General features: G+C 53.3%; 23 protein-coding genes. 22 read left to right on the top strand and 1 reads right to left on the bottom strand.

Annotated features, from left to right (window positions below; all coding sequences use genetic code 11):
- Positions 1 to 528: peptidylprolyl isomerase (locus RR877_RS04125; RefSeq protein ID WP_332627738.1), on the bottom strand; the 528-nt coding region annotated here is incomplete at its 3' end.
- 25 nt (positions 529 to 553) lie between these two features.
- Between RR877_RS04125 and RR877_RS04130 the strand changes: the two genes are divergently transcribed.
- The 22 genes from RR877_RS04130 (at position 554) to rpoZ (ending at position 22,422) form a co-directional block, all read left to right on the top strand.
- Entirely contained in the window at positions 554 to 1,888 is a 1,335-nt protein-coding gene (locus RR877_RS04130; protein ID WP_332627739.1) for a replication-associated recombination protein A, read from the top strand.
- Between the two features lie 170 nt (positions 1,889 to 2,058).
- Positions 2,059 to 2,688, top strand: coding sequence for a 30S ribosomal protein S4 (gene rpsD, locus RR877_RS04135; protein WP_096381021.1), 630 nt, complete (start codon positions 2,059 to 2,061; stop codon positions 2,686 to 2,688).
- A gap of 116 nt (positions 2,689 to 2,804) precedes the next feature.
- The gene (locus tag RR877_RS04140; protein ID WP_110233244.1) at positions 2,805 to 2,993 is read left to right on the top strand and encodes a hypothetical protein; all 189 of its coding nucleotides are present in this window, start codon (positions 2,805 to 2,807) and stop codon (positions 2,991 to 2,993) included.
- Positions 2,994 to 2,995: 2 nt separating this feature from the next.
- Positions 2,996 to 5,656 (top strand): alanine--tRNA ligase, encoded by a 2,661-nt coding sequence (gene alaS, locus RR877_RS04145; RefSeq protein ID WP_332550413.1) that lies wholly within the window; start codon positions 2,996 to 2,998, stop codon positions 5,654 to 5,656.
- A complete protein-coding gene (gene ruvX, locus RR877_RS04150) occupies positions 5,656 to 6,123 on the top strand; it encodes a Holliday junction resolvase RuvX (RefSeq protein WP_332550414.1) in 468 nt (155 codons plus the stop codon). The genes alaS and ruvX overlap by 1 nt, the downstream gene beginning before the upstream one ends.
- Before the next feature lie 47 nt (positions 6,124 to 6,170).
- The gene (gene mltG, locus RR877_RS04155; protein WP_332618681.1) at positions 6,171 to 7,316 is read left to right on the top strand and encodes an endolytic transglycosylase MltG; all 1,146 of its coding nucleotides are present in this window, start codon (positions 6,171 to 6,173) and stop codon (positions 7,314 to 7,316) included.
- 5 nt (positions 7,317 to 7,321) lie between these two features.
- Positions 7,322 to 8,179, top strand: a complete 858-nt coding sequence (locus tag RR877_RS04160; protein WP_332550416.1) for a shikimate dehydrogenase — start codon at positions 7,322 to 7,324, stop codon at positions 8,177 to 8,179.
- 40 nt (positions 8,180 to 8,219) lie between these two features.
- Positions 8,220 to 9,413, top strand: a complete 1,194-nt coding sequence (gene aroC, locus RR877_RS04165; RefSeq protein WP_110233249.1) for a chorismate synthase — start codon at positions 8,220 to 8,222, stop codon at positions 9,411 to 9,413.
- A gap of 8 nt (positions 9,414 to 9,421) precedes the next feature.
- On the top strand, positions 9,422 to 9,943 hold the full coding sequence (locus RR877_RS04170; RefSeq protein ID WP_332550417.1) for a shikimate kinase: 522 nt from the start codon (positions 9,422 to 9,424) through the stop codon (positions 9,941 to 9,943).
- Positions 9,940 to 11,025 (top strand): 3-dehydroquinate synthase, encoded by a 1,086-nt coding sequence (gene aroB / locus RR877_RS04175; protein WP_277495013.1) that lies wholly within the window; start codon positions 9,940 to 9,942, stop codon positions 11,023 to 11,025. The genes RR877_RS04170 and aroB overlap by 4 nt, the downstream gene beginning before the upstream one ends.
- A 20-nt stretch (positions 11,026 to 11,045) precedes the next feature.
- Complete coding sequence (locus RR877_RS04180) at positions 11,046 to 11,474, top strand: type II 3-dehydroquinate dehydratase (RefSeq protein WP_332550419.1); 429 nt, start codon at positions 11,046 to 11,048, stop codon at positions 11,472 to 11,474.
- Positions 11,475 to 11,579: 105 nt separating this feature from the next.
- On the top strand, positions 11,580 to 12,143 hold the full coding sequence (efp, locus tag RR877_RS04185) for an elongation factor P (RefSeq protein WP_110233253.1): 564 nt from the start codon (positions 11,580 to 11,582) through the stop codon (positions 12,141 to 12,143).
- A 3-nt stretch (positions 12,144 to 12,146) separates the two neighbouring features.
- Complete coding sequence (gene nusB / locus RR877_RS04190; RefSeq protein WP_332550420.1) at positions 12,147 to 12,560, top strand: transcription antitermination factor NusB; 414 nt, start codon at positions 12,147 to 12,149, stop codon at positions 12,558 to 12,560.
- Between the two features lie 63 nt (positions 12,561 to 12,623).
- Positions 12,624 to 13,166 (top strand): bifunctional pyr operon transcriptional regulator/uracil phosphoribosyltransferase PyrR, encoded by a 543-nt coding sequence (gene pyrR, locus RR877_RS04195; RefSeq protein ID WP_332550421.1) that lies wholly within the window; start codon positions 12,624 to 12,626, stop codon positions 13,164 to 13,166.
- Positions 13,163 to 14,122 (top strand): aspartate carbamoyltransferase catalytic subunit, encoded by a 960-nt coding sequence (locus tag RR877_RS04200; RefSeq protein ID WP_332618680.1) that lies wholly within the window; start codon positions 13,163 to 13,165, stop codon positions 14,120 to 14,122. Before pyrR ends, RR877_RS04200 begins: the two co-directional genes overlap by 4 nt.
- On the top strand, positions 14,115 to 15,452 hold the full coding sequence (locus tag RR877_RS04205; RefSeq protein ID WP_332550423.1) for a dihydroorotase: 1,338 nt from the start codon (positions 14,115 to 14,117) through the stop codon (positions 15,450 to 15,452). Before RR877_RS04200 ends, RR877_RS04205 begins: the two co-directional genes overlap by 8 nt.
- Positions 15,445 to 15,981 carry a hypothetical protein gene (locus tag RR877_RS04210; protein ID WP_332550424.1) on the top strand — a complete coding sequence of 179 codons (537 nt, stop codon included), beginning with the start codon at positions 15,445 to 15,447 and terminating at the stop codon, positions 15,979 to 15,981. The genes RR877_RS04205 and RR877_RS04210 overlap by 8 nt, the downstream gene beginning before the upstream one ends.
- The gene (carA, locus tag RR877_RS04215) at positions 15,978 to 17,132 is read left to right on the top strand and encodes a glutamine-hydrolyzing carbamoyl-phosphate synthase small subunit (RefSeq protein WP_332550425.1); all 1,155 of its coding nucleotides are present in this window, start codon (positions 15,978 to 15,980) and stop codon (positions 17,130 to 17,132) included. The genes RR877_RS04210 and carA overlap by 4 nt, the downstream gene beginning before the upstream one ends.
- A complete protein-coding gene (gene carB / locus RR877_RS04220; protein WP_332550426.1) occupies positions 17,132 to 20,422 on the top strand; it encodes a carbamoyl-phosphate synthase large subunit in 3,291 nt (1,096 codons plus the stop codon). Before carA ends, carB begins: the two co-directional genes overlap by 1 nt.
- Entirely contained in the window at positions 20,419 to 21,270 is an 852-nt protein-coding gene (pyrF, locus tag RR877_RS04225; RefSeq protein ID WP_332550427.1) for an orotidine-5'-phosphate decarboxylase, read from the top strand. Before carB ends, pyrF begins: the two co-directional genes overlap by 4 nt.
- A gap of 4 nt (positions 21,271 to 21,274) precedes the next feature.
- Complete coding sequence (gmk, locus tag RR877_RS04230) at positions 21,275 to 22,162, top strand: guanylate kinase (RefSeq protein ID WP_277495021.1); 888 nt, start codon at positions 21,275 to 21,277, stop codon at positions 22,160 to 22,162.
- Between the two features lie 2 nt (positions 22,163 to 22,164).
- Entirely contained in the window at positions 22,165 to 22,422 is a 258-nt protein-coding gene (gene rpoZ / locus RR877_RS04235; RefSeq protein WP_277495022.1) for a DNA-directed RNA polymerase subunit omega, read from the top strand.

Below are 22,422 nucleotides of genomic sequence, written 5' to 3' on the forward strand. Positions count from 1 at the left end.
CGCGGGATACACATTGTCTGCAGGGGCATTTTCAACTGGACCGTAGGAATATCCAGGACCGCCGCTGCCATCTCCAGATGGGTCTCCACACTGAAGGACGTAAATTCCTTCAGTGGTGAGGCGATGGCAGCTAATTCCTTCATAAAAACCAGAACCAATAAGCGATACGGTGCTTGCAACGGCCTGGGGTGCAGCTTCACCATTGAGCTCAAAAGAGATGGGCACACCAGCAACGTCCATGGAACCTGTCCAGACGCGGTATTCACTCAGTGCGGAATCTGGGGCAGCAGCACCTGTTGCTGTGGGCGTAGAAGTCGTTTCTGGTGCAGGAGCCACGACCGATACAACGGCTGAGTAGATTCCGAATCCCAGGGCGATCACGACAACGCCGGAAATTGACCCCACGATGATTCGATTGGTGCGCTTACGTGCTTTCTGAGCACGTTCATGTGCAGCCTTACGGTCTGCATACGTCTTGATACGGTCACGATCTTCTTTGGTTACGCGGTTGTCGCTCATCTTTGCCATAGCAAGCAACGCTAATCTAAAGTCCATGGCACAAGGTGATTCGACACTCGGGGGACAGACAGCTCCTCTTGCTGTGCGAATGAGGCCTCGTTCCCTTGCTGAGGTAGCTGGTCAAGATCAGCTGCTCAAAACTGGATCGCCATTACAGGTTCTCGCTGCCCCAGGTTCACAAAGTGCGGTTTCCGTGATTTTGTGGGGACCTCCAGGAACAGGCAAAACTTCCTTGGCTCATGCCATCGCCACCTCGTCCGATCGTAGATGTGTCGAGCTTTCTGCTGTGACGGCGGGTGTCAAAGACGTGAGAACCGTCATGGAAGAGGCCCAGTCTCAGCGTGATCTCTATGGCGTGCGCACGCTGCTCTTTCTTGATGAGATTCACCGTTTCAGTAAAGCTCAGCAGGATGCTCTTCTTCCTGGTGTAGAAAACGGGTGGGTCACCCTGATTGCTGCAACAACGGAGAATCCCTCATTTAGTGTTGTCACACCGCTGCTTTCGCGTTCTCTCTTGTTGCGACTTGAGCCTCTCTCGGATGCTGCGCTGGATGCGCTCATTCAACGTGCTCTCGATGAACCATTTGGCCTGGCAGGAAAGTTCAGCGTTGATGAAGAAGCACGTCACGCAATTATCAACTTTGCTTCCGGTGATGCTCGTCGTGTGTTGACCTCTTTAGAGGCAGCATCCTCGATTGCGCAGCAAACGTCAAAAAAGAAAACCGGCGTTATAGCTGTTACGGCAGATCATGTATCTTCAGCCGTGGATTCTGCCTTGTTAAGATACGACCGCAATGGAGATGAGCACTATGACGTCATTAGTGCCTTCATTAAGTCCATTCGTGGTTCTGACCCTGATGCTGCTGTTCATTACCTTGCTCGCATGATTGCTGCGGGGGAGGACCCCCGGTTTATCGCTCGTCGATTGATTATTTCCGCTGCTGAAGACATTGGCTTGGCTGATCCAAACGCCCTCGGAATTGCCACCTCTGCGGCAGATGCCGTTGCGTTGATTGGTATGCCTGAGGGCCGTATTCCGTTATCTGAGGCCACGATCTATCTCGCTACGGCGCCTAAATCGAATGCGGCCTATAACGCCATCAATTCTGCTCTTGCTGATGTTCAGGCAGGAAAGTCAGGTCTTGTTCCCACTCATTTGCGGGATGCTCACTATGCGGGTGCGAAAAAGCTGGGACATGGCAAGGGTTATAAATACCCTCATGACAACCCGCTTGGCGTTGTCGAACAGCAGTACTTGCCAGACACCCTGGCCTCAACCGAGTATTACTCGCCAACAGATCATGGTTCAGAGCGTGATGTAAAGGCCCGTTTAGAGAAACTTCGGGCGATTACCAAGAAGCGTCTGTAGCTCATCACCAATAGTGATAAGGTTTTAGAGTCTATTTCGACTGTGAAGCGCGGCTGCAACACAGTGACGAAAGAACTGGATGGCCCTGTAGCCGGGCACCATGACGAACCCCTCGATTTTCGCTCTATTACGAGCGTGTTCATTTTGTTTGTTCAATCGAAAAGGAAATTGTGTCTACTAAGTCACGTACCCGTAGCAAGACCCGTCTGTCGCGTGCCCTCGGCATCGCACTGACCCCTAAGGCAGCAAAGTACCTGGAAAAGCGTCCCTACGCTCCAGGTGAGCACGGCCGCACCAAGCGCAAGGCTGACTCTGACTACGCAGTTCGTCTGCGTGAGAAGCAGCGTCTACGCGCTCAGTACGGTATCCGCGAAGCACAGCTGCGCAACGTCTTCCAGGAAGCTCGCAAGACCCAGGGTCTGACCGGTGAAAACCTGGTAGAGCTCCTCGAAATGCGTCTTGACGCACTCGTACTCCGTGCAGGTTTCGCACGTACCACCGCTCAGGCTCGTCAGCTGGTTGTGCACCGTCACATCCTCGTTGATGGTCAGCTGGTTGACCGTCCATCTTTCCGCGTAAAGCCTGGACAGCTCATCCACGTCAAGCCACGCTCTGAGGTTCTTGAGCCGCTGCAGGTTGCTGCAGCTGGTGGACACGCTGAGGTTCTTCCTCCCGTGCCCGCATACCTCGAGGTTGAACTCGATAAGCTTCACGCAACCTTGGTGCGTCGCCCCAAGCGTGCAGAAGTTCCCGTCACCTGTGACGTACAGCTCGTGGTTGAGTACTACGCAGCTCGCTAAATTCTTAGCTGGGAAAGGGTGTGGATCTTCGGATCTGCACCCTTTCTTGTTTTATTGCTCACGCTTGCCTCCCGTAGACTGGAGTCTCGCATTTGCACCGTTCATCTGGAGAAATCATGAAGCAGCTCTTTTGGCTTACCGTAGGCGTTATCGCCGGCTTCTTTGTCGCGCACAAAGTAAACCAGACAGAACAGGGCCAGGCGTTCTTCGCCGCTGTCGACGCGAAAACTCGTGACTTCACTGAGGCGCTCGTCGAAGGATACAAAGAGCGTGAGGCAGAGCTACGCGCAGCTCGTAAGAACTAACTATGCAAACTGCTGAAATTCGCCAACGTTGGCTTGACTTCTTTGCTGCGCGTGAACACACCGTAGTTCCCTCTGCATCACTGGTCAGTGATGACCCCACGCTTCTGTTCACCGTGGCAGGAATGGTTCCATTCATTCCATACCTTTCCGGTGTTGTGCCACCTCCATACCCACGTGCAACCAGTGTTCAAAAGTGCATTCGCACCTTGGATATTGAAGAAGTAGGTAAGACCACTCGTCACGGAACCTTCTTCCAGATGAATGGAAACTTTTCATTTGGTGACTACTTCAAGGAACAGGCCATTGAATATGCCTGGGAACTTCTGACAACGTCTGAGGCTGATGGTGGTCTTGGCTTTGCTGAGAAGGATCTCTGGGTCACTGTCTACGAAGACGATGATGAGGCCATTGCCTTCTGGAAGAAGACCGCTGGTCTTCCTGATGAGCGTATTCAGCGTCGTGGCAAGGAAGACAACTATTGGTCGACCGGTCAGCCTGGTCCTGCTGGTCCTTGTTCTGAAATTTACTTCGATCGTGGCCCTGCGTACGGCATCGAGGGTGGCCCAGTAGCAGATGAAGATCGCTACATCGAAATCTGGAACCTCGTGTTCATGCAGTACCTGCGTGGAGAAGGAACCAGTAAGACCGAGTTCGAAATCTTGGGCGAACTGCCCAACAAGAACATCGATACCGGTATGGGCCTTGAACGTGTTGCTTTCCTCAAGCAGGGTGTTGAGAACCTCTATGAAATCGATCAGGTTCGTCCCGTTCTTGACCGCGCTGCAGAACTTGCAGGCGTCACCTACGGTGCCAACCAAGAAAACGACGTTCGCCTGCGCGTTGTCGCCGACCACGTTCGTTCAGCTCTCATGCTGATGGCAGATGGAGTCCAGGCCTCCAACGAAGGTCGTGGCTACATCTTGCGTCGCCTGCTGCGTCGTTCTGTTCGTGCCATGCGTTTACTTGGCGTGGATTCCGCAACCTTCCCCGAGTTGTTCACTGCATCTCGTGATGCCATGAAGGCTGCATATCCCGATGTTGAGAACGAATACGCTCGCATTTCTCAGATTGCCTATGGCGAAGAAGAGACATTCCTGAAGACTCTGGCATCCGGAACAACCATTTTGGATACTGCTGTTTCTGAAACCAAGAAGTCAGGCGCCAAAGCACTTGCAGGAGATACTGCGTTCCTGCTTCACGACACCTTTGGTTTCCCCATTGACCTCACTCTTGAAATGGCAGAAGAAGCTGGTTTGAGTGTTGACCGTGCTGCTTTTGACACTCTGATGTTGGATCAGCGCACCCGCGCAAAGGCGGACGCCAAGGCAAAGAAGTCGATTCTTGCAGACCTGTCGATCTATACCGACCTGCGTGCACAGGGTGAAACAGTATTCACTGGTTACACCGACCTCGAAACAGAAACCAGCATTCTCGGTCTCCTCAAGGACGGCCTGCCTGTCCAGAGCGCATCTGCTGGCGATGTTGTCGAAGTAATTGTGGGCGCAACTTCTCTCTACGCAGAATCTGGTGGTCAGGTTTCTGATGCTGGTTCCATCATTGGTGACGGTTTCGACCTTGAGGTACTCGACGTGCAGAAGCCGGTCAAGGGACTCGTTTCACACACTGTTGAGGTTCGTAGCGGCCAGGTAAATGCTGGTGCCGCAGCAACGACTGTTGTCGACAAGAACTACCGTGCCGCAGCTGCAGCGGCCCACTCGGCAACCCACCTCGTTCACGCAGCACTGCGTGAAGTTCTGGGAGAAACCGCACACCAGGCTGGTTCATTGAACAAAGCCGGATATATGCGTTTCGACTTCTCCTGGAACGAAGCACTTTCTTCCGAAACCCGTACCGAAATCGAAGAGATTGCCAACAACGCAATCTTGGCTGATTTCGACGTCGTCACTCGCGAGATGGCTCTCGATGACGCTAAGAAGATGGGCGCCATGGCTCTCTTCGGTGAGAAGTATGGCGAGACTGTCCGCATGGTTGACATTGGCGGCCCCTGGTCACGCGAACTCTGTGCTGGAACACACGTGTCACACTCCTCGCAGGTTGGTCTGATCAACTTGGTGAGCGAATCTTCTGTAGGTTCATCTAACCGTCGTGTTGAAGCTCTTGTTGGTGCTGATGCCTTCAAGTCTCTTGCTGCAGAGCGTGCCATTGTTCATGAGTTGTCTTCTTCGCTGAAGGCACCTCGCGAGCAGGTAACTACTCGTGTTGCTGATCTGGTGGCAAGCCTCAAGGCTGCTGAACGAAAGATTGCAGAATTCGAAGCTGCTGCGGTTCGTGAACAAATTCCTGCGCTGGTTGGCAAAGCAGCTCCTGTGGGCAGCGTGACCGCCATTGTGGAGTCTGTCACCGGAATTGCCTCTGTGGACGATTTGCGTAATTTGGTCACCGGAGTTCGCGAGAAGGTTCAAGCAACGAACACAGTTATTGCTCTCGGAGCTGTCGTGGATGGCAAGCCAGCCGTCATCGTGGCAACTACTGAAAGCTCACGTGCTGCTGGAGCCAAAGCAGGTGCCCTTGCGAAACTTGCTGCGGGCATTCTTGGCGGTGGCGGCGGCGGTCGTGACGACATGGCTCAAGGTGGCGGAACGAACGTTAACGAGCTCGGTTCGGCGTTGCAGGCAATCCTCGCGGAGCTTCGCAGCCTCTAATGCGTTCTGGTGTTCGTGTAGGCATCGATATCGGCACTGTCAGAATTGGCGTGGCCAGAAGCGATCGTGATGGTTACCTCGCGACTCCTGTAGAAACAGTAGATCGAGGTTCTGAGAACCCCATTGGTCAGCTTGTTTCCCTTATTGCTGAACTCGAAGCAATCGAAGTAATTGTTGGCCTGCCACTTTCTTTGAATGGTTCGCACACTGCTTCCACGGAAGATGCGCTGGTGATGGCACGTGAACTCGCACAGAACGCCTCAGTACCTGTTCGACTTGTTGATGAGCGTCTGACGACTGTTTCGGCGCATTCTGCTTTGAGAGCTGCGGGCAAGAAGCAAAAGCAAACAAGGTCCGTTATCGACCAAGTAGCTGCAGTGATGATTTTGCAGCACGCGTTGGATTCAGAACGATCAAGCGGAAACCTTCCTGGTAAAGACATCAGCGAGTTTCCAGCTCAGTCTTAACGAGCTTCTGTAGGCTGACTCACGTCCATTCCACGAAACAGGCAGTGATGTTAGACGACAACTTCTCTCACAACTCGACAACCTCTTCGTCGAGCTCTCTTCCAGATGATTTTGCCTACGTAGGTAAACGACGTAAGCCTTCGAAGAAGAAGCCGGGCCTCGTGATCGGTTCTGTGATTGGTGTTCTCGTTCTTATCGGAGCGGTTCTTGGTGGTCTGTTTTACACCGGAATTCTCGGTGGAAATCAAAATGATTACGTTGGTGGCGGTCACGGCGAAGTGATCTTCACCATTAGCGGCGGTGAAATTGGCGATCAAATCGCCAATAACCTCGTTGAGGCGGGTGTGACAAAGAGTTTCGATTCCTTCTATCAACTCCTTCTGGAGACAAAGCCTGAACCTGTCTTCACCCCAGGGGTTTACAAGCTCAAGCAAGAAATGTCTGCCAAGGCCGCATTAGATGCTCTTCTGGATCCGGCAAACAGGGTGGAGCTCACCGTCACTATTCCTGAGGGAACAACTGAAAAGAACGTTCTCAAGATGCTTGCTGAAGGTCTCTCCATTCCCCTTGCAGATTTCCAAGCTGCTGCAGCAGATCCTGCACCCTATGGTGTTCCTGCAGAAGCAACTACGTTGGAAGGTTTCCTCTTCCCAGCGACCTATACCTTCTCACCAGGAGTGACGCCCACAGAGGTTCTTCAGCAGCTTGTAGATGAATCTCTTGCTGCACTAGATACAGCAGGTGTTCCTGCCGACCAGCGTTGGGATGTCATCCGCATGGCCTCTGTCATTCAGCGCGAGAGCGGGCCGAATCCTGAAGACATGTACAAGATCTCACGTGTATTCCACAATCGCTTAGATCAGGGAATGAACATGGGGTCCGACGTTACCACCTGTTACGGTGCAGGCCTTTTGGGTAAAGATTGCCTTCTCATCACTCAGGCGGCGCTGGATGACACCAGCAACCTCTACAACACTCGAATTCTCCCTGGTCTGCCGATAGGCCCCATTTCGAATCCTGGTGCCGATGCTATAGATGCTGCTTACCACCCGGCAGATGGGCCTTGGCTGTTCTTCGTTACCGTCAACCTCACCACGGGAGAAACAGTCTTTAGCGAAACTTCGGCCGAGCATGAAGCCGCTGTTGTTCAGTATTACGACTGGCTTGAAGCGCACCCAGAAGCAGTTGGCTAACTGCCATGACATCTGAAATCAGAACTCTTGCAGTTGTTGGACACCCAATTGCGCATTCACTCTCACCAACCCTGCACCAAACTGCCTATGACCACTTGGGCATGTCGTGGAAATATGTTGCTGTTGATGTGCAGCCAGGGGAGTTAGCTGGTTTTCTCGATTCAACAGATTCATCTTTGCGTGGGCTTTCCGTGACCATGCCGCATAAAGTTGCTGCACTTGAGGCATCGAACCGGCTGGATCTCCTCTCGGAGAGAACAGGTTCTGTGAACACGCTTCTGTGTGAATACACCGAATCTGGCCAAAGAGAACTGAGCGGTTTCAACACAGATGTGCTGGGAATCGTCAATGCCCTTAAAGATTCAGGTGTCCACCAGGCTCACCATGTGGCAGTTATCGGTGGCGGCGCTACAGCCTCGTCAGCAATTGCAGCGGCATCTGAACTGGGGGCAGAACACATCTCGGTCATTGTGCGCACCCCTCAGAAAGCGTTCTATCTAGAAACCGTGGGCCAAGAATGCGGAGTGAACGTCTCTGTTCACTCCTTTGACCAGATGAGTGAAATTGCTTCAGTTGATGTGGCAATTTCTACGCTTCCTGGAGATGTTGAACAGTCCCTGGAATCTCTTCCTCGAACTTCACGAGCAACCTTGCTCGATGTTGCTTACAATCCCTGGCCCAGTGCTCGGGGAACCCAGTGGTCTGCCGCTGGGGGAGAAGTAGTCAGTGGGTTACGTATGCTTGCTCACCAAGCCCTTATTCAAGTGAGAATCTTTGTTGGTGGTTCTCCCTTCGATGTTCTTCCGGACGAATCAGGTGTTAAATCAGCAATGTTTGCTTCAGTTGGGCTGGAATCGCTCTAGCGTGCAAATTCACCTGCTGTGTCTATGACAAACTTGATACATGCTTAGATGGCTTACCGCAGGTGAATCTCATGGTCCAGAACTGATTGCAGTTCTCGAAGGATTGCCTGCTGGCGTGCCTGTACTTGCAGAGGATATTCAGCTCGACCTGCAACGTCGTCGCCTTGGCTATGGCCGCGGTGCCCGTATGAAGTTTGAACAAGATGAACTCAACATCTCAGGTGGAGTTCGCCACGGAAAGAGCCTCGGTGGTCCGATTGCGCTTCGTGTAGGAAACAGCGAATGGCCTAAATGGGTTGATGTGATGAACCCTGCACCGGTTGATCCTTCCGTGCTCGAATCAGGTCGTGGCGCTGCATTGACGCGTCCACGTCCAGGTCACGCTGACTTGGTGGGCATGCAGAAATATGATTTTGATGAGTCGCGCCCCATTCTGGAACGCGCTAGTGCTCGCGAAACTGCAGCCCGTGTTGCACTGGGCGCTGTTGCCCGCTCTTTCTTGAATGAACTTGGGATCACCCTGGTCAGCCACACCATCGCTATTGGTCCCGTTGCTGTTCCAGACGGCACTCCACTGCCTCGAGTGACCGATGTTGACGCTCTTGATGCTGATCCACTGCGCTGCTTTGACAAGGCAACCAGTGAATTGATGTTTGCAGAAGTAGAACAAACCCACAAAGATGGCGACACCATCGGTGGTGTTGTTGAAGTACTTGCTTATGGTTTGCCACCAGGACTTGGTTCACACGTGCACTGGGATCGTCGACTTGATTCACAGCTCGCAGCAGCTTTGATGGGTATTCAAGCCATCAAGGGTGTCGAAGTTGGAGATGGTTTCGAAACCACTCGCCGCCGCGGCTCCGTCGCTCACGATGAGCTTTTTGCAACTGAGGATGGAATTGCTCGTGAGACTGATCGTGCAGGCGGTATTGAAGGCGGAATGAGCACCGGAACAGTCCTGCGTGTTCGTGCGGGCATGAAGCCGATTGCGACTGTTCCCCACGCTCTGCGCACGATTGACACCTCAACTGGTGAAGCTGCTCCCGCGCATCACCAGCGTTCGGATGTGTGTGCTGTACCGGCAGCAGGTGTTGTGGCAGAAGCGATGGTCGCACTAACTCTTGCTAATGCTGTTCTGGAGAAGTTCGGTGGCGACAGCATTGGCGAAACAAAGCGCAACCTGGAAAGCTACTTGGCGCATATCCCTGACTCTGTTCACACCGTAGGTCAGTAAGTACACACGTGCCTTCACCAGTCGTTGTATTCATTGGGGCGCCTGCTTCAGGAAAGTCGAAGATAGCAAAGCGCGTTGCTGCACTGCTTGATGTTCCCCGCATTGATACCGACAAAGTTGTTGTTGCAGAGCATGGACCCATTGCTGACATTTTCGATAACTCGGGTGAAGCTACCTTCCGTGCCTACGAACGTGCAGCTGTGAAAGATGCCCTTCAGCACAGAGCGATCGTGAGCTTAGGTGGGGGAGCCGTCCTCGATCCAGATACTCAGAAAGACCTCACTACAGTTCCAGTAGTTCTACTGACTGTTTCTGAAGAGGCTGTTGCGTCGCGCATTAGCGACCCTAAACGCCCACTCCTGCGCGATGGAATTGAGGCATGGAAGAAGCTTGTCGCCGCGCGGATGCCGATTTACTCCGAATTGGCATGGAATACTTTTGATACTTCAGTCGGGGATTTAGATGCCATCGCTGAAGACATTGTTTCCTGGATCTCCTCCGGCACTCCACGACAGGGCGTTTCATCATGAGCACTACCCAGATTCACGTCACCGGTGGTGGCGATTACCTGGTGAACATCGGCCGTGGCATGTTGGCAGACCCAGAACCATTCTTCGGCCCCATCTTCGGCCCTGCCGTCAATAAAGTACTCATCATCCACCCACCCACCATGGGTGCGATTGCAAACAAGCTCCGTGAGCAACTCATGGGGGAGCGTGAGGTCCTCCTTGCCGAGGTTCCAGACGCTGAGAATGCTAAACGTGTAGAAGTTGCTGCGTTCTGCTGGCAAGTGTTGGGTCAAGCCGATTTCACCCGCTCTGACGCCATCATTGGGCTAGGTGGAGGTGCCGTCACAGACCTCGCTGGTTTTGTGGCTGCAACGTGGCTGCGCGGTGTGAAACTCATCGAAGTTCCCACCACAGTGCTGGCTATGGTTGACGCCTCTGTTGGAGGCAAGACGGGAATCAACACCGCTGAAGGTAAGAACCTTGTTGGTTCTTTCTATGCTCCTCATGCTGTTGTGTGTGACTTGGATGTTTTAGAAAAGCTTCCTCGTAATGAACTTCTTGCTGGTTTTGCTGAAGTTGTGAAGTGTGGATTCATTGCTGAACCAGAAATCCTCGACATTCTTGAAGCCGATGTTGATGTAGCAACTGATCCGACTTCGCCTGAATTCCAGCGTTTGATTGAGCTTTCTGTTGGCATCAAGGCACGAGTTGTGTCGGAAGACTTCACCGAGCAAGGTCAACGAGAAATCCTGAACTACGGTCACACACTAGGTCACGCAATTGAACATGCCGAGCGTTACACCTGGCGTCACGGTGCAGCGATCAGTATTGGCATGGTTTTTGCTGCAGAACTCTCACGTATGACCCAGAATCTTCCTGATGAGGTTGTCGATCGTCACCGCCGCATCTTGGAATCTCTTACTCTTCCCACTACTTATGGCGCAGAAGCGTGGGAGCACCTGCTGACAACAATGAAGCGTGACAAGAAGGCTCGTGGATCGATGCTGCGCTTCGTTGTGTTGCGCGATATTGGCCAGCCCACGATTTTGAACGTGCCAGACACGTCCATCCTCTTCACTGCCTACCAAGAGCTCACCGCCTAACTTTCGTTAGGCTAGGTGTCATGGCACGCATTCTTGTTCTCAACGGCCCCAACCTGGGTCGCCTTGGTTCTCGTGAACCAGATGTTTACGGCAACCAAGATCTTGCTGCCCTCAAGGTGCTACTCGAAGCTGATGCACCATCACACGAGATTGACCTCCGTCAGACCGATTCTGAGCCTGAACTCATGTCGTGGCTGTTTGAAGCTGTTGACACCAACACTGCGGTTATCTTGAACCCTGCTGCATTCACGCACTATTCCTATGCACTTCGTGATGCTGCTGCCATGGTGACCAAAGCAGGTGTTCCTCTCATTGAGGTTCACATTTCAAACCCGCACTCTCGTGAAGAATTCCGTCACAACAGCGTGATTTCGGCTGTTGCAACCGGTGTTATTGCTGGTTTCGGGTTCGATTCGTATCGCTTAGCACTTGCTCAACTGACCAGATAGGTCTGAACTGTGCTCTGAACCTCAGGCACACACGTAGACTTATCTGTTGGGTCTCGACCCATAGTTTTGCCCACGGGCATTTTGATTCGTAAAAAAGGAACACTCATGGCTTCTACCGCTGATATCAAGAACGGCATCGTCCTCAACATTGATGGTGCACTCTGGACAATCATTGAATTCCAGCACGTCAAGCCAGGTAAGGGTGGAGCCTTCGTCCGCACCAAGATGAAGAACCTGATGACCGGCAAGGTCGTCGACAAGACATACAACGCAGGCACCAAGATCGACATCACCAACGTTGACCGTCGCGACTTCCAGTACCTCTACAACGACGGTAACGAATACGTCTTCATGGACAAGGGCAACTACGAGCAGCTTTCTGTCTCAGAGGTTGTTGTTGGTGATGCAAAGAACTTCATGCTGGAGAACCAGGATGTTCAGATTGCGCTCCACGAAGGAACTCCTCTCTACGTTGAGCTTCCTGCTTCTGTAGTTCTGGAGATCACCTACACCGAGCCTGGCCTGCAGGGTGACCGCTCAACTGGTGGAAACAAGCCTGCAACCGTTGAGACCGGCTTCGAGATTCAGGTTCCTCTGTTCCTGGAAATCGGTACCAAGGTCAAGGTTGACACTCGCGATGGTTCTTACCAGGGTCGCGTAAACGACTAATTCATGAGCGCACGTACTAAAGCACGTAAGCGTGCTCTCGATGTGTTGTTTTCTGCAGACGTCAGAGATATCTCCATTGCTGAAGCCCTCGAAGCTGAAGCCGAACGTGCTGCCAGCGAACCTGATCGCGCAGCATCTTGGCTCTATGCCCGTGAAATCCTTGACGGGGTCATCGACCATAGTGCGGAAATCGATGAAACCATCGAAACCTATGCGCGTGGCTGGTCGCTGGAGCGTATGCCAGCAGTAGATCGCGCCATTGTGCGTATTGCTGTTTGGGAAATCCTCTACAACCCAGAGGTTCCTGGTGCAGTCGCAGTAGATGAAGCTGTTGAAGCAGCGAAGACCCTTTCTACGGAAGAATCTTCGAGCTATGTAAATGGCTTGTTAGCTACTATCGCTTCCACCGCAAACTGATACACTAAACACAACACCGACATCCTTTAATTTCCGTCCAGAGAGGCGGGGAAGGAGGTCAGAATGACTGCACGAGCCATCATGCAGGCGACTGACATGCAACGCGCACTGACGCGTATTGCTCACGAGATCCTCGAATCTAATCGAGGCGCACATTCACTCGTCCTTCTCGGCATCCCTACTCGTGGTGTGACTCTCGCTCATCGTCTGGCCGAGATTCTCGAATCCATCGTTCCCGGCGCTTCAGTGCCGGTTGGTTCTCTGGACGTCACGATGTATCGAGATGACCTCTACCAACAGCCCACTCGCTCCACGGCGCCCACAGAAGTTCCTGTGAGCATTGATGACACAACAGTCGTCCTGGTCGACGATGTTCTCTACAGCGGCCGCACAGTGCGCGCTGCTCTAGACGCTCTCACCGACCTCGGCCGACCCAAGGTTGTCCGCTTAGCTGTCCTGGCAGATCGTGGACACCGCGAACTGCCCATTCGTGCCGACTTTGTCGGTAAGAATCTTCCCTCTGCACATGGCGAACGCATCAATGTGCGCCTGGTCGAACACGACGGCGAAGATGGCGTAGAAATCGAAGAGGTGGTGAGTGCATGAAGCACCTACTGAGCACCCGTGATGTCTCTCGCGAAGAAGCTATCCAGCTTCTGGATATTGCTGAGGACATGTCCGCCGTCAACGAGCGCGAGGTCAAAAAACTTCCTGCACTGCGCGGAAAAACGGTTGTGAATCTCTTTTTTGAAGATTCCACTCGCACACGCATCTCTTTCGAAGCAGCCGAGAAGCGCCTTTCTGCAGACGTCATCAACTTCGCCGCCAAGGGATCAAGTGTTTCCAAGGGTGAAAGCCTGAAGGACACCACTCAAACCCTGGCTGCCATGGGTATTGATGCAGTCGTCATTCGACACGGCGCATCAGGAGCTCCACAAGTTCTTGCTCAAAGTGGCTGGATTGATGCCCCCGTCATCAATGCAGGTGATGGCACACACGAACACCCCACCCAGGCGCTACTCGACGCCTTCACCATGCGTAAGCGTCTTCATGGTGCCGGTTCACGTGGCAAGGGTCTCGACGGCGTCAAAGTGACAATCGTCGGCGACATCCTGCACTCTCGCGTGGCACGGTCAAATGTCTGGCTGTTGCAAACGCTGGGAGCTGAAATTCAGCTCGTGGCTCCGCCCACCCTTTTGCCTCATGCAGTCAACACCTGGCCAGTTTCGGTGAGTTACAACCTCGACGAAGCCCTTGCTCAGAGCAAGCCTGACGTTGTCATGATGTTGCGTATTCAGCAGGAACGCATGCACGATGCGTTCTTCCCCAACGAGCGTGAATACTCAAATATGTGGGGACTCACACAGGAGCGATTCTTCTCGCTCCCTGCCAAAACAATGGTGATGCACCCAGGTCCCATGAACCGCGGTCTTGAAATCAGCTCGGTAGCAGCTGATTCACCACAATCAACAGTTCTTGAACAGGTTGCCAACGGAGTGTCCGTGCGCATGGCAGCGCTCTACATGGTTCTCACCGGTGAACGAGAGGTACCTCATGACTAATCCAGATCTACTCATCACCGGAGCGACCCTCCCAGATGGTAATCGTGCCGACATCCTTGTTGAAGGAAACCGTGTATCTGCTGTGGGTCAAGGTCTGAGCTCGGCTTCGGCGACCAAGATTGATGCTGATGGTCTGATTGCCCTTCCTGGTTTTGTTGATCTCCACACTCACCTGCGTGAGCCTGGATACGAGCAGTCAGAAACAGTGCTTACTGGTACACAAGCTGCAGCACTAGGTGGATTCACGTCCGTCTTTGCCATGGCCAACACACTTCCTGTTGCGGACACTGCAGGAGTCGTTGAACAGGTGCTTCGCCTGGGGGATGAGGCAGGTTATGCCACCGTCCGCCCTATCGGAGCAGTAACGAAGGGCTTGGAAGGGCTTCAGCTAGCTGAGCTCGGCGCGATGGCGAATTCACGAGCTTCTGTCCGCGTCTTCTCCGATGACGGAAAGTGTGTCTTCGATCCACTCATCATGCGACGTGCACTGGAGTATGTGAAAACGTTTGGCGGAGTTATTGCTCAGCACGCTCAGGAGCCCCGTCTCACCGTTGACGCACAGATGAATGAAGGCGAAGTTTCCGCCCGCCTCGGTTTGGCTGGCTGGCCTGCAGTTGCAGAAGAATCCATCATCGCTCGAGACGTATTACTTGCTGAGCACACCGGATCTCGCCTGCACATCTGCCACCTCTCCACTGCTGGATCTGTGGATGTGATTCGCTGGGCCAAGAAGCGTGGAATCAATGTCACCGCTGAGGTCACACCGCACCACCTTCTCCTCACCGATGAACGAGCTGAAAGTTATGACGCTCGCTTCAAGGTGAACCCTCCTCTGCGTCGTGCTGAAGACGTAATGGCTCTGCGTGAAGCACTTGCTGACGGCACCATCGACATCGTCGCTACTGACCATGCTCCACACCCTGTTGAGAGCAAGGATTGCGAATGGGGTGCTGCCGCTTTCGGCATGGTGGGTCTGGAATCTGCTCTGGCTGTTGTGCAAACAACGATGGTGGAAACCGGCCTTATCGGCTGGGCAGAGGTCGCTCGCGTGATGTCAGAAGCACCAGCACGTATTGGTGGCCTCACGACACATGGTCACAAGATTGAGCCGGGCATTCAGGCAGAACTTGTTTTGGTCGATCCATCTACTCGTCGAAACTTCGGTGTTGAAGACTTGGCCAGCTTGTCCCACAACACTCCCTACCTCGGAATAGAGCTTGCAGGTCAGGTTGTTTCAACCATTCACCAGGGATACCTCACTGCGTCAGATCGACATGTCGTCGCTGCCGAGACGGTTGCTGCACAAGCAGAGCTGGTGGCACGTGGATAAGGCACTTGTTACCGGTATTGTCCTCGCACTCGTCCTTCTGGCGATTGCGGGAATGATTCTGTCATGGCGCAAGAGAGTAGCTCGAGACTCTCGTTTTCAGGTTGTTGCCCCAGATTCAACTGTGATCGACCACTCGAGTGCTCCTGCTGAATTTTCTGGACTGTATGTCGCCACGACCCTCGCTGTTGATCCACTTCAGAGAGTTACTCTGCCCGGGCTATCTTTTCGCGCAGATGCGCATGTAATGGTCAGCCAAGATGGTGTGACCATTGCCCCTCGCGGTGAAAAGCCAACATTCATTCCAGCGGCTCAAATCCTGCAGATTCACCGCACGCAGGTCACCATCGATAAAGCAGTTGAGAAAGACGGTCTCACTGCCATCTCATGGTCTGCATGGGACACCACCACACAAGAACTCGCCGAGTTCACTTCCTTTTTCCGCTTCTCTATTCCAGAAGTGCGCCTCGCTTGCGAGAACGCACTCACCACCAGTTTCCCAACTGCCACATCGAAAGAGGTTGCCTCGTGAGTCTCACGACCCCCAATGCCGTATTAGTCCTCGAGGACGGTACACGTTACGAAGGACGTGCCTATGGTGCTGAAGGAACCACCTTCGGTGAAATCGTCTTTGCTACGGGTATGTCTGGTTACCAGGAGACACTGACTGACCCTTCGTATGCAGGTCAGATTGTGCTCATGACCGCACCGCACATTGGCAACACGGGTATGAACGATAAGGACATGGAGTCTCGCCGTATTTGGGTTGCCGGCTATGCCGTGCGCGACGCATCACGTATCGTCTCGAACTTCCGTGCTGAACGCAGTCTAGATAACGACCTTGACCACGAAGATATCGTGGGTATTCAAGGCATCGATACCCGCGCTGTCACGCGTCACATCCGCTCAAAGGGTTCCATGCGAGCAGGTATCTTCTCGGGCGCTGCTGCTGCAGAACCTGCAGAAGTTCAGCTTTCACAGGTCCTCGAAGCTGACCAGATGGCTGGAAAGAACCTTTCTGCCCAGGTATCGACTCAGGAAGAATATGTCGTTCCTGCGGTGGGGGAGAAGATCGGTTCTGTCGCAATCCTTGACCTCGGTGTGAAGACTTCCACGGTCAACTACATTGCAGAGCGCGGATTCGATGCACATGTCCTGCCACAGACAGTGACGGCTGAACAGATTCTTGCCATGAAGCCATCAGCGTTGTTCTTCTCCAACGGTCCTGGTGACCCTGCAGCCAGTGACAAGCATGTGGAGCTTCTGAGCACCGTCCTCAAAGCTGGAATCCCGTTCTTTGGTATCTGCTTCGGTAACCAGTTGTTAGGTCGTGCGCTGGGCTTCTCAACCTACAAGCTTCCCTTCGGTCACCGCGGTATCAACCAGCCTGTACTGGACAAGGCAACAGGTCGGGTTGAAATCACCAGCCAGAACCACGGGTTCGCTGTGGATGCTCCCATTGACGGGGTGCTTGAATCTCCAGCGGGATTCGGCCGCGTTGAGGTAAGCCATTACAGCTTGAACGACCAGGTCGTTGAAGGCCTACGTTGCCTTGATATCAATGCATTCTCTGTCCAATACCACCCAGAAGCTGCGTCGGGACCACACGACAGCAACTATCTCTTTGACCGTTTCCGCGACATGGTCCTCGCATCCGCTACTACCTCGGGAGCATCGAACTAATGCCACGTCGTCCAGACATCAAATCAGTCCTCGTAATTGGCTCCGGTCCGATTGTGATCGGTCAGGCTTGTGAGTTTGACTATTCAGGAACTCAGGCCTGCCGAGTGCTGCGCGAAGAGGGTATTCGAGTGATTCTTGTGAACTCGAACCCCGCCACCATCATGACTGACCCTGACTTCGCTGATGCCACTTATGTGGAGCCCATCACTCCTGAGGTGATTGAAGCAATCATCATCAAGGAAAAGCCAGACGCAATTCTGCCCACACTTGGTGGTCAGACAGCTCTCAACGCTGCCATTTCACTGCACGAGAACGGTGCTCTTGAGCGTCACGGTGTTGAGCTCATCGGAGCCAAGGTTGAAGCCATTCGCAAGGGTGAAGACCGCCAGATCTTCAAGGATCTCGTTCTTGCTTCGGGTGCTGATGTGGCCAAGTCCTACATCGCACACACGCTCGAAGAGTGCATCGAAGCTGCCAAGGATCTGGGATACCCGCTCGTTGTCCGTCCGTCCTTCACCATGGGTGGTCTGGGCTCAGGCTTTGCCTATAACGAAGAAGATCTCATTCGTATCGCCGGCGACGGTATCCACTCCAGCCCCACCAGTGAAGTTCTCCTTGAAGAGAGCATCTTGGGATGGAAGGAATACGAACTCGAGCTCATGCGCGACACCGCCGACAACACCGTTGTCGTCTGTTCCATCGAAAACGTAGACCCTGTAGGTGTTCACACCGGTGACTCCATCACCGTGGCACCTGCACTGACACTGACTGACCGTGAGTACCAGAACCTGCGTGACATCGGTATTGAAATCATTCGTCTCGTTGGCGTGGACACGGGTGGATGTAACATCCAGTTCGCCATCGATCCCAAGGATGGCCGTGTCATCGTGATTGAGATGAACCCCCGTGTTTCTCGCTCATCTGCTCTGGCTTCCAAGGCAACCGGATTCCCCATTGCCAAGATTGCTGCCAAGTTGGCTATTGGATATCGCCTCGATGAAATCCCTAACGACATCACCAAGGTGACTCCCGCCTCCTTCGAGCCCACTCTCGACTATGTCGTGGTCAAGGTTCCTCGCTTTGCTTTCGAGAAGTTCCCTGCAGCGGATGCAACATTGACCACCACCATGAAATCTGTTGGTGAAGCTATGGCGATTGGCCGTAACTATGCCACGGCTTTGCAGAAGGCTTTGCGTTCCTTGGAGAAGCGCGGCAGCTCATTCCACTGGGGTGAGGATACCCGTTCTGTTGACGAACTGCTCACTATCTCCAAGGTTCCCACTGACGGTCGTATTGTGACCGTTCAGCAGGCACTTCGTAAGGGTGCAACGCTGGAGCAGGTCTTTGACGCCACCAAGATTGACCCCTGGTTCATTGACCAAATTGTCCTGATCAACGAGGTTGCTGCTGAAGTTCAGGCTGCGCAAGCTCTTGACGCATCCGTCATCCGCTATGCCAAGGACTTTGGTTTCTCGGATGCCCAAATCGCAGAGCTTCGCGGCCTGAGCGAGCAAGAGGTTCGTAACCAGCGTTACGCCCTCGATATTCGTCCTGTATTCAAGACTGTTGACACCTGTGCGGGTGAATTCCCGGCTCTCACCCCGTATCACTACTCAAGCTATGACCTCGAGACAGAGGTCATGCCTAGTGATCGCAAGAAGGTCGTTATTCTCGGCTCTGGCCCGAACCGTATTGGCCAGGGTGTTGAGTTCGACTACTCCTGTGTTCACGCCTCGTTTGCGCTCTCAGATGCTGGTTACGAAACCATCATGATCAACTGCAACCCTGAGACTGTTTCGACGGACTATGACACGAGTGATCGCCTCTATTTCGAGCCCCTCACGTTGGAAGATGTTCTCGAGGTTATTCATGCCGAGAGCAAGTCAGGTGAACTCGTCGGAGTTGTTGTTCAGCTCGGTGGTCAAACAGCTCTGGGTCTTGCTAAGGGTCTCAAGGCAGCTGGTGTCCCCATCCTGGGAACCACTCCAGAAGCAATTGACCTAGCTGAAGAGCGTGGCGAATTCAGCCGTATCTTGGACGCAGCAAACCTGCTGGCTCCTCGAAATGGAACCGCAACGGATGTTGAGGGTGCGGTGAAGGTCGCAGAAGAGATCGGTTATCCCGTTCTCGTCCGTCCTTCCTACGTGCTCGGTGGTCGCGGTATGGAAATTGTCTTCGACACCGCCACTCTGCGCGACTACTTCGTGCGCATCGATGGCCAGGCCATTGTTGGTCCAGAATCCCCGCTGTTGGTGGATCGCTTCCTGGATGACGCGATTGAAATTGACGTGGATGCTCTTTACGACGGAGAACAGCTCTACGTCGGTGGCGTGATGGAGCACATCGAAGAGGCAGGTGTTCACTCTGGTGACTCTGCTTGTACTCTTCCGCCCATTTCGCTGGGTAAGAAAGATGTTGACCGTGTTCGTGAAGCAACCTTGGCTATCGCCAAGGGAATCGGCGTCAAGGGTCTACTCAACGTTCAGTTCGCAATTGGTGCAGGAGTTCTTTATGTACTCGAAGCCAACCCACGTGCTTCTCGTACCGTTCCTTTCGTCTCTAAAGCTCTCGGTATTCCTCTTGCTAAGGCAGCGAGCCGCATCATGGTGGGGGAGAGCATTCGTGATTTGATCGCTGAAGGCCTCCTCCCTGTTCAGGATGGTTCTGTTGTGCCCATGGATGCGCCTATCGCTGTGAAGGAAGCAGTGCTTCCCTTCAAGCGATTCCGCACTCCTGCGGGCAAGGTAGTGGACTCGCTCCTCGGCCCTGAGATGCGCTCAACCGGTGAAGTCATGGGTATGGACGTGAACTTCCCGATTGCCTTCGCAAAGGCTCAGGCCGGTGCATATGGTGGCTTGCCTTCATCGGGAACTGTGTTTATCTCGGTTGCAGACCGCGACAAGCGCAACATCATCTTGCCTGCGCTGCGTTTCTCACAACTGGGCTTCAACATTGTTGCTACCGAGGGCACTGCAGAGATTCTGCAGCGCAACGGCATTCCCGCAACAATCATTGGCAAGGTCAGCGCCAAGCTTGGGGATGACACCATTGTGGAACTCATCAACCGCAACGAGGTCGATATCGTCATCAATACTCCAAGTGGTTCAGCAGCTCGTGCTGATGGTTACGAGATTCGTGCCTCTGCGATCGCTGCCGATAAGCCACTCTTTACCAACATGGCTCAGGTCAGTGCAGCTGTTGCATCTATCGACACAATCCGCGAAGGTTTTGATGTGTGCAGTTTGCAGGAATATGCCATCAAGCGTCGTGAGGCTCTGGCCAAAGTATGAGTGAAGTAGGGTTCGGAGATCTTCTCCAAGCTGCCTTCCAGCAGTTTGGTCACTTGTGTGTGGGAATCGACCCACACCCGTTCCTGCTCAACGAGTGGGAGTTTGACGACACCTCTGTGAGCCTGCGTGAATTCTCACTTCGCGTCATTGATGCGTGTGTGGGCCAAGTCGGCATCATCAAGCCACAGGTTGCCTTCTATGAACGCCACGGTGCCAAAGGTATGGAAGCACTCGAATACATCATTCGACGTGCACGTGAAGCAGGTTTATTAGTGATCTCCGACTGCAAGCGCGGAGACATTGGCAGCACCATGGAGGCTTATGCGCAGGCATGGCTGACTCCCGGATGGAATCTGGAATCAGATGCCATTACGGTCAGCCCGTACTTGGGCTCAGGTGCACTTTCTCAGACAGTTGACTATGCCCTCTCACACAACAAGGGTGTCTTCATTCTTGCTGCGACCAGTAACCCGGAAGCTGCGCTTCTGCAGACTGCGCAAATAACCCAGGGCATTCATCAGGGTAAGTCCATCGCGGCAGCCATGTTGAGTGACGTTGCTAGGTGGGCAACAGAAGCGACACCCCAGAACTCTGTTGGTGCAGTACTTGGTGCAACTCTCGACCTGCCCAGCTTGGGTATTCAGCCAGATGAATACCCAGCACTTCCCGTGCTTGCTCCAGGTTTCGGCTTCCAGGGCGCTCGTGTTGAAGATGCACAACGCTTGTTCGGGAACCTTTCGACAAACTTGATTGTGTCGGAAACGAGAAGTGTCCTCTCAGCTGGGCGTGACGGCGTTGTTGAATCAGTCACACGTCGTGCAGGAGAGGTCGCTTCCGCCCTTGCCTAACGTCATGCCTGAGGTTGACCGCCGCGCTGCAGCGCAGGCGGGAGTCGTGGCGCGTCGCAAACGTGCTGCCATTAAGGCGGATGTTTTTGAGGGGCGTAGATCTGCGCTAGATGTCTTTGTTGTTGCCACGATTGATCCGTCGTCTTCCGAAGCAACTATTCGGGTTACAGATTTCTTGAAATCTCTGCGAGGTGTGGGAGTCAACAAGATTCCTCGCATTCTCGAAGAGCTCGATATCTCTCCTCGTAAACGCCTCGGTGGTCTGGGAAAGCATCAACGTGCAGGTTTGCGTAAATGGATCCTCGCCTATCAGGCCAAGCGCAATGAATCTTGGTCACCGAAAGCTGTTGTGCTCGTGGGTCCTTCCGGTGTTGGTAAGGGGACTGTTGTTAACCACATCGTTCGCAACCACCCTCAAGTTCACCTCTCAATTTCTGCCACTACACGTGACCCACGCCCTGGTGAAGTGGATGGTGTGAACTATTACTTCATTGATCATGGTGAATTCGACGCCATGATTTATTCAGAAGCACTCCTGGAATGGGCGGAAGTCCACGGTCGCAACAAATATGGAACACCTCGTGGGCCAATAGAGAATGCGTTGTCTCAAGGCAGAAGCGTACTCTTTGAAATTGATCTTCAGGGTGCCCGCCAAATTCGCGAAACCATGCCCGAGGCACGTCTTGTGTTCCTTTTACCTCCCGACTGGGATGAACTAGTTCGACGTTTACGCGAACGTGGGACTGAATCTGAAGAAGAAATCCAGCGCAGATTAGAAACCGCTTTCGGCGAACTCGCTGCAAAAGATGAATTTGACGTCCGGGTCATAAACCGAGACGTCACCGAAGCTGCCCAACAGGTCGTAGACTTAATGGGACTTATCAAGGAGTAAACATGGCTACCAAGCTTGAAGGCATCATCAACCCACCTATCGACGACCTGCTCTCGAAGGTTGAATCCAAGTACGCACTGGTTATCTTCGCATCCAAGCGTGCCCGCCAGATCAACGATTACTACTCTGACCTGCACGAAGGAAGCCTCTTCGACAACGTTGGTCCCCTCGTTGACTCCAACATTGACGACAAGCCACTCTCCGTTGCTATGCACGAAATCAACGAAGACAAGCTCATCGCTCGTCCACTTTCGGCCTAA

It is taken from the genome of Aurantimicrobium sp. (assembly GCF_036667855.1).
Taxonomy (GTDB): Bacteria; Actinomycetota; Actinomycetes; order Actinomycetales; family Microbacteriaceae; genus Aurantimicrobium.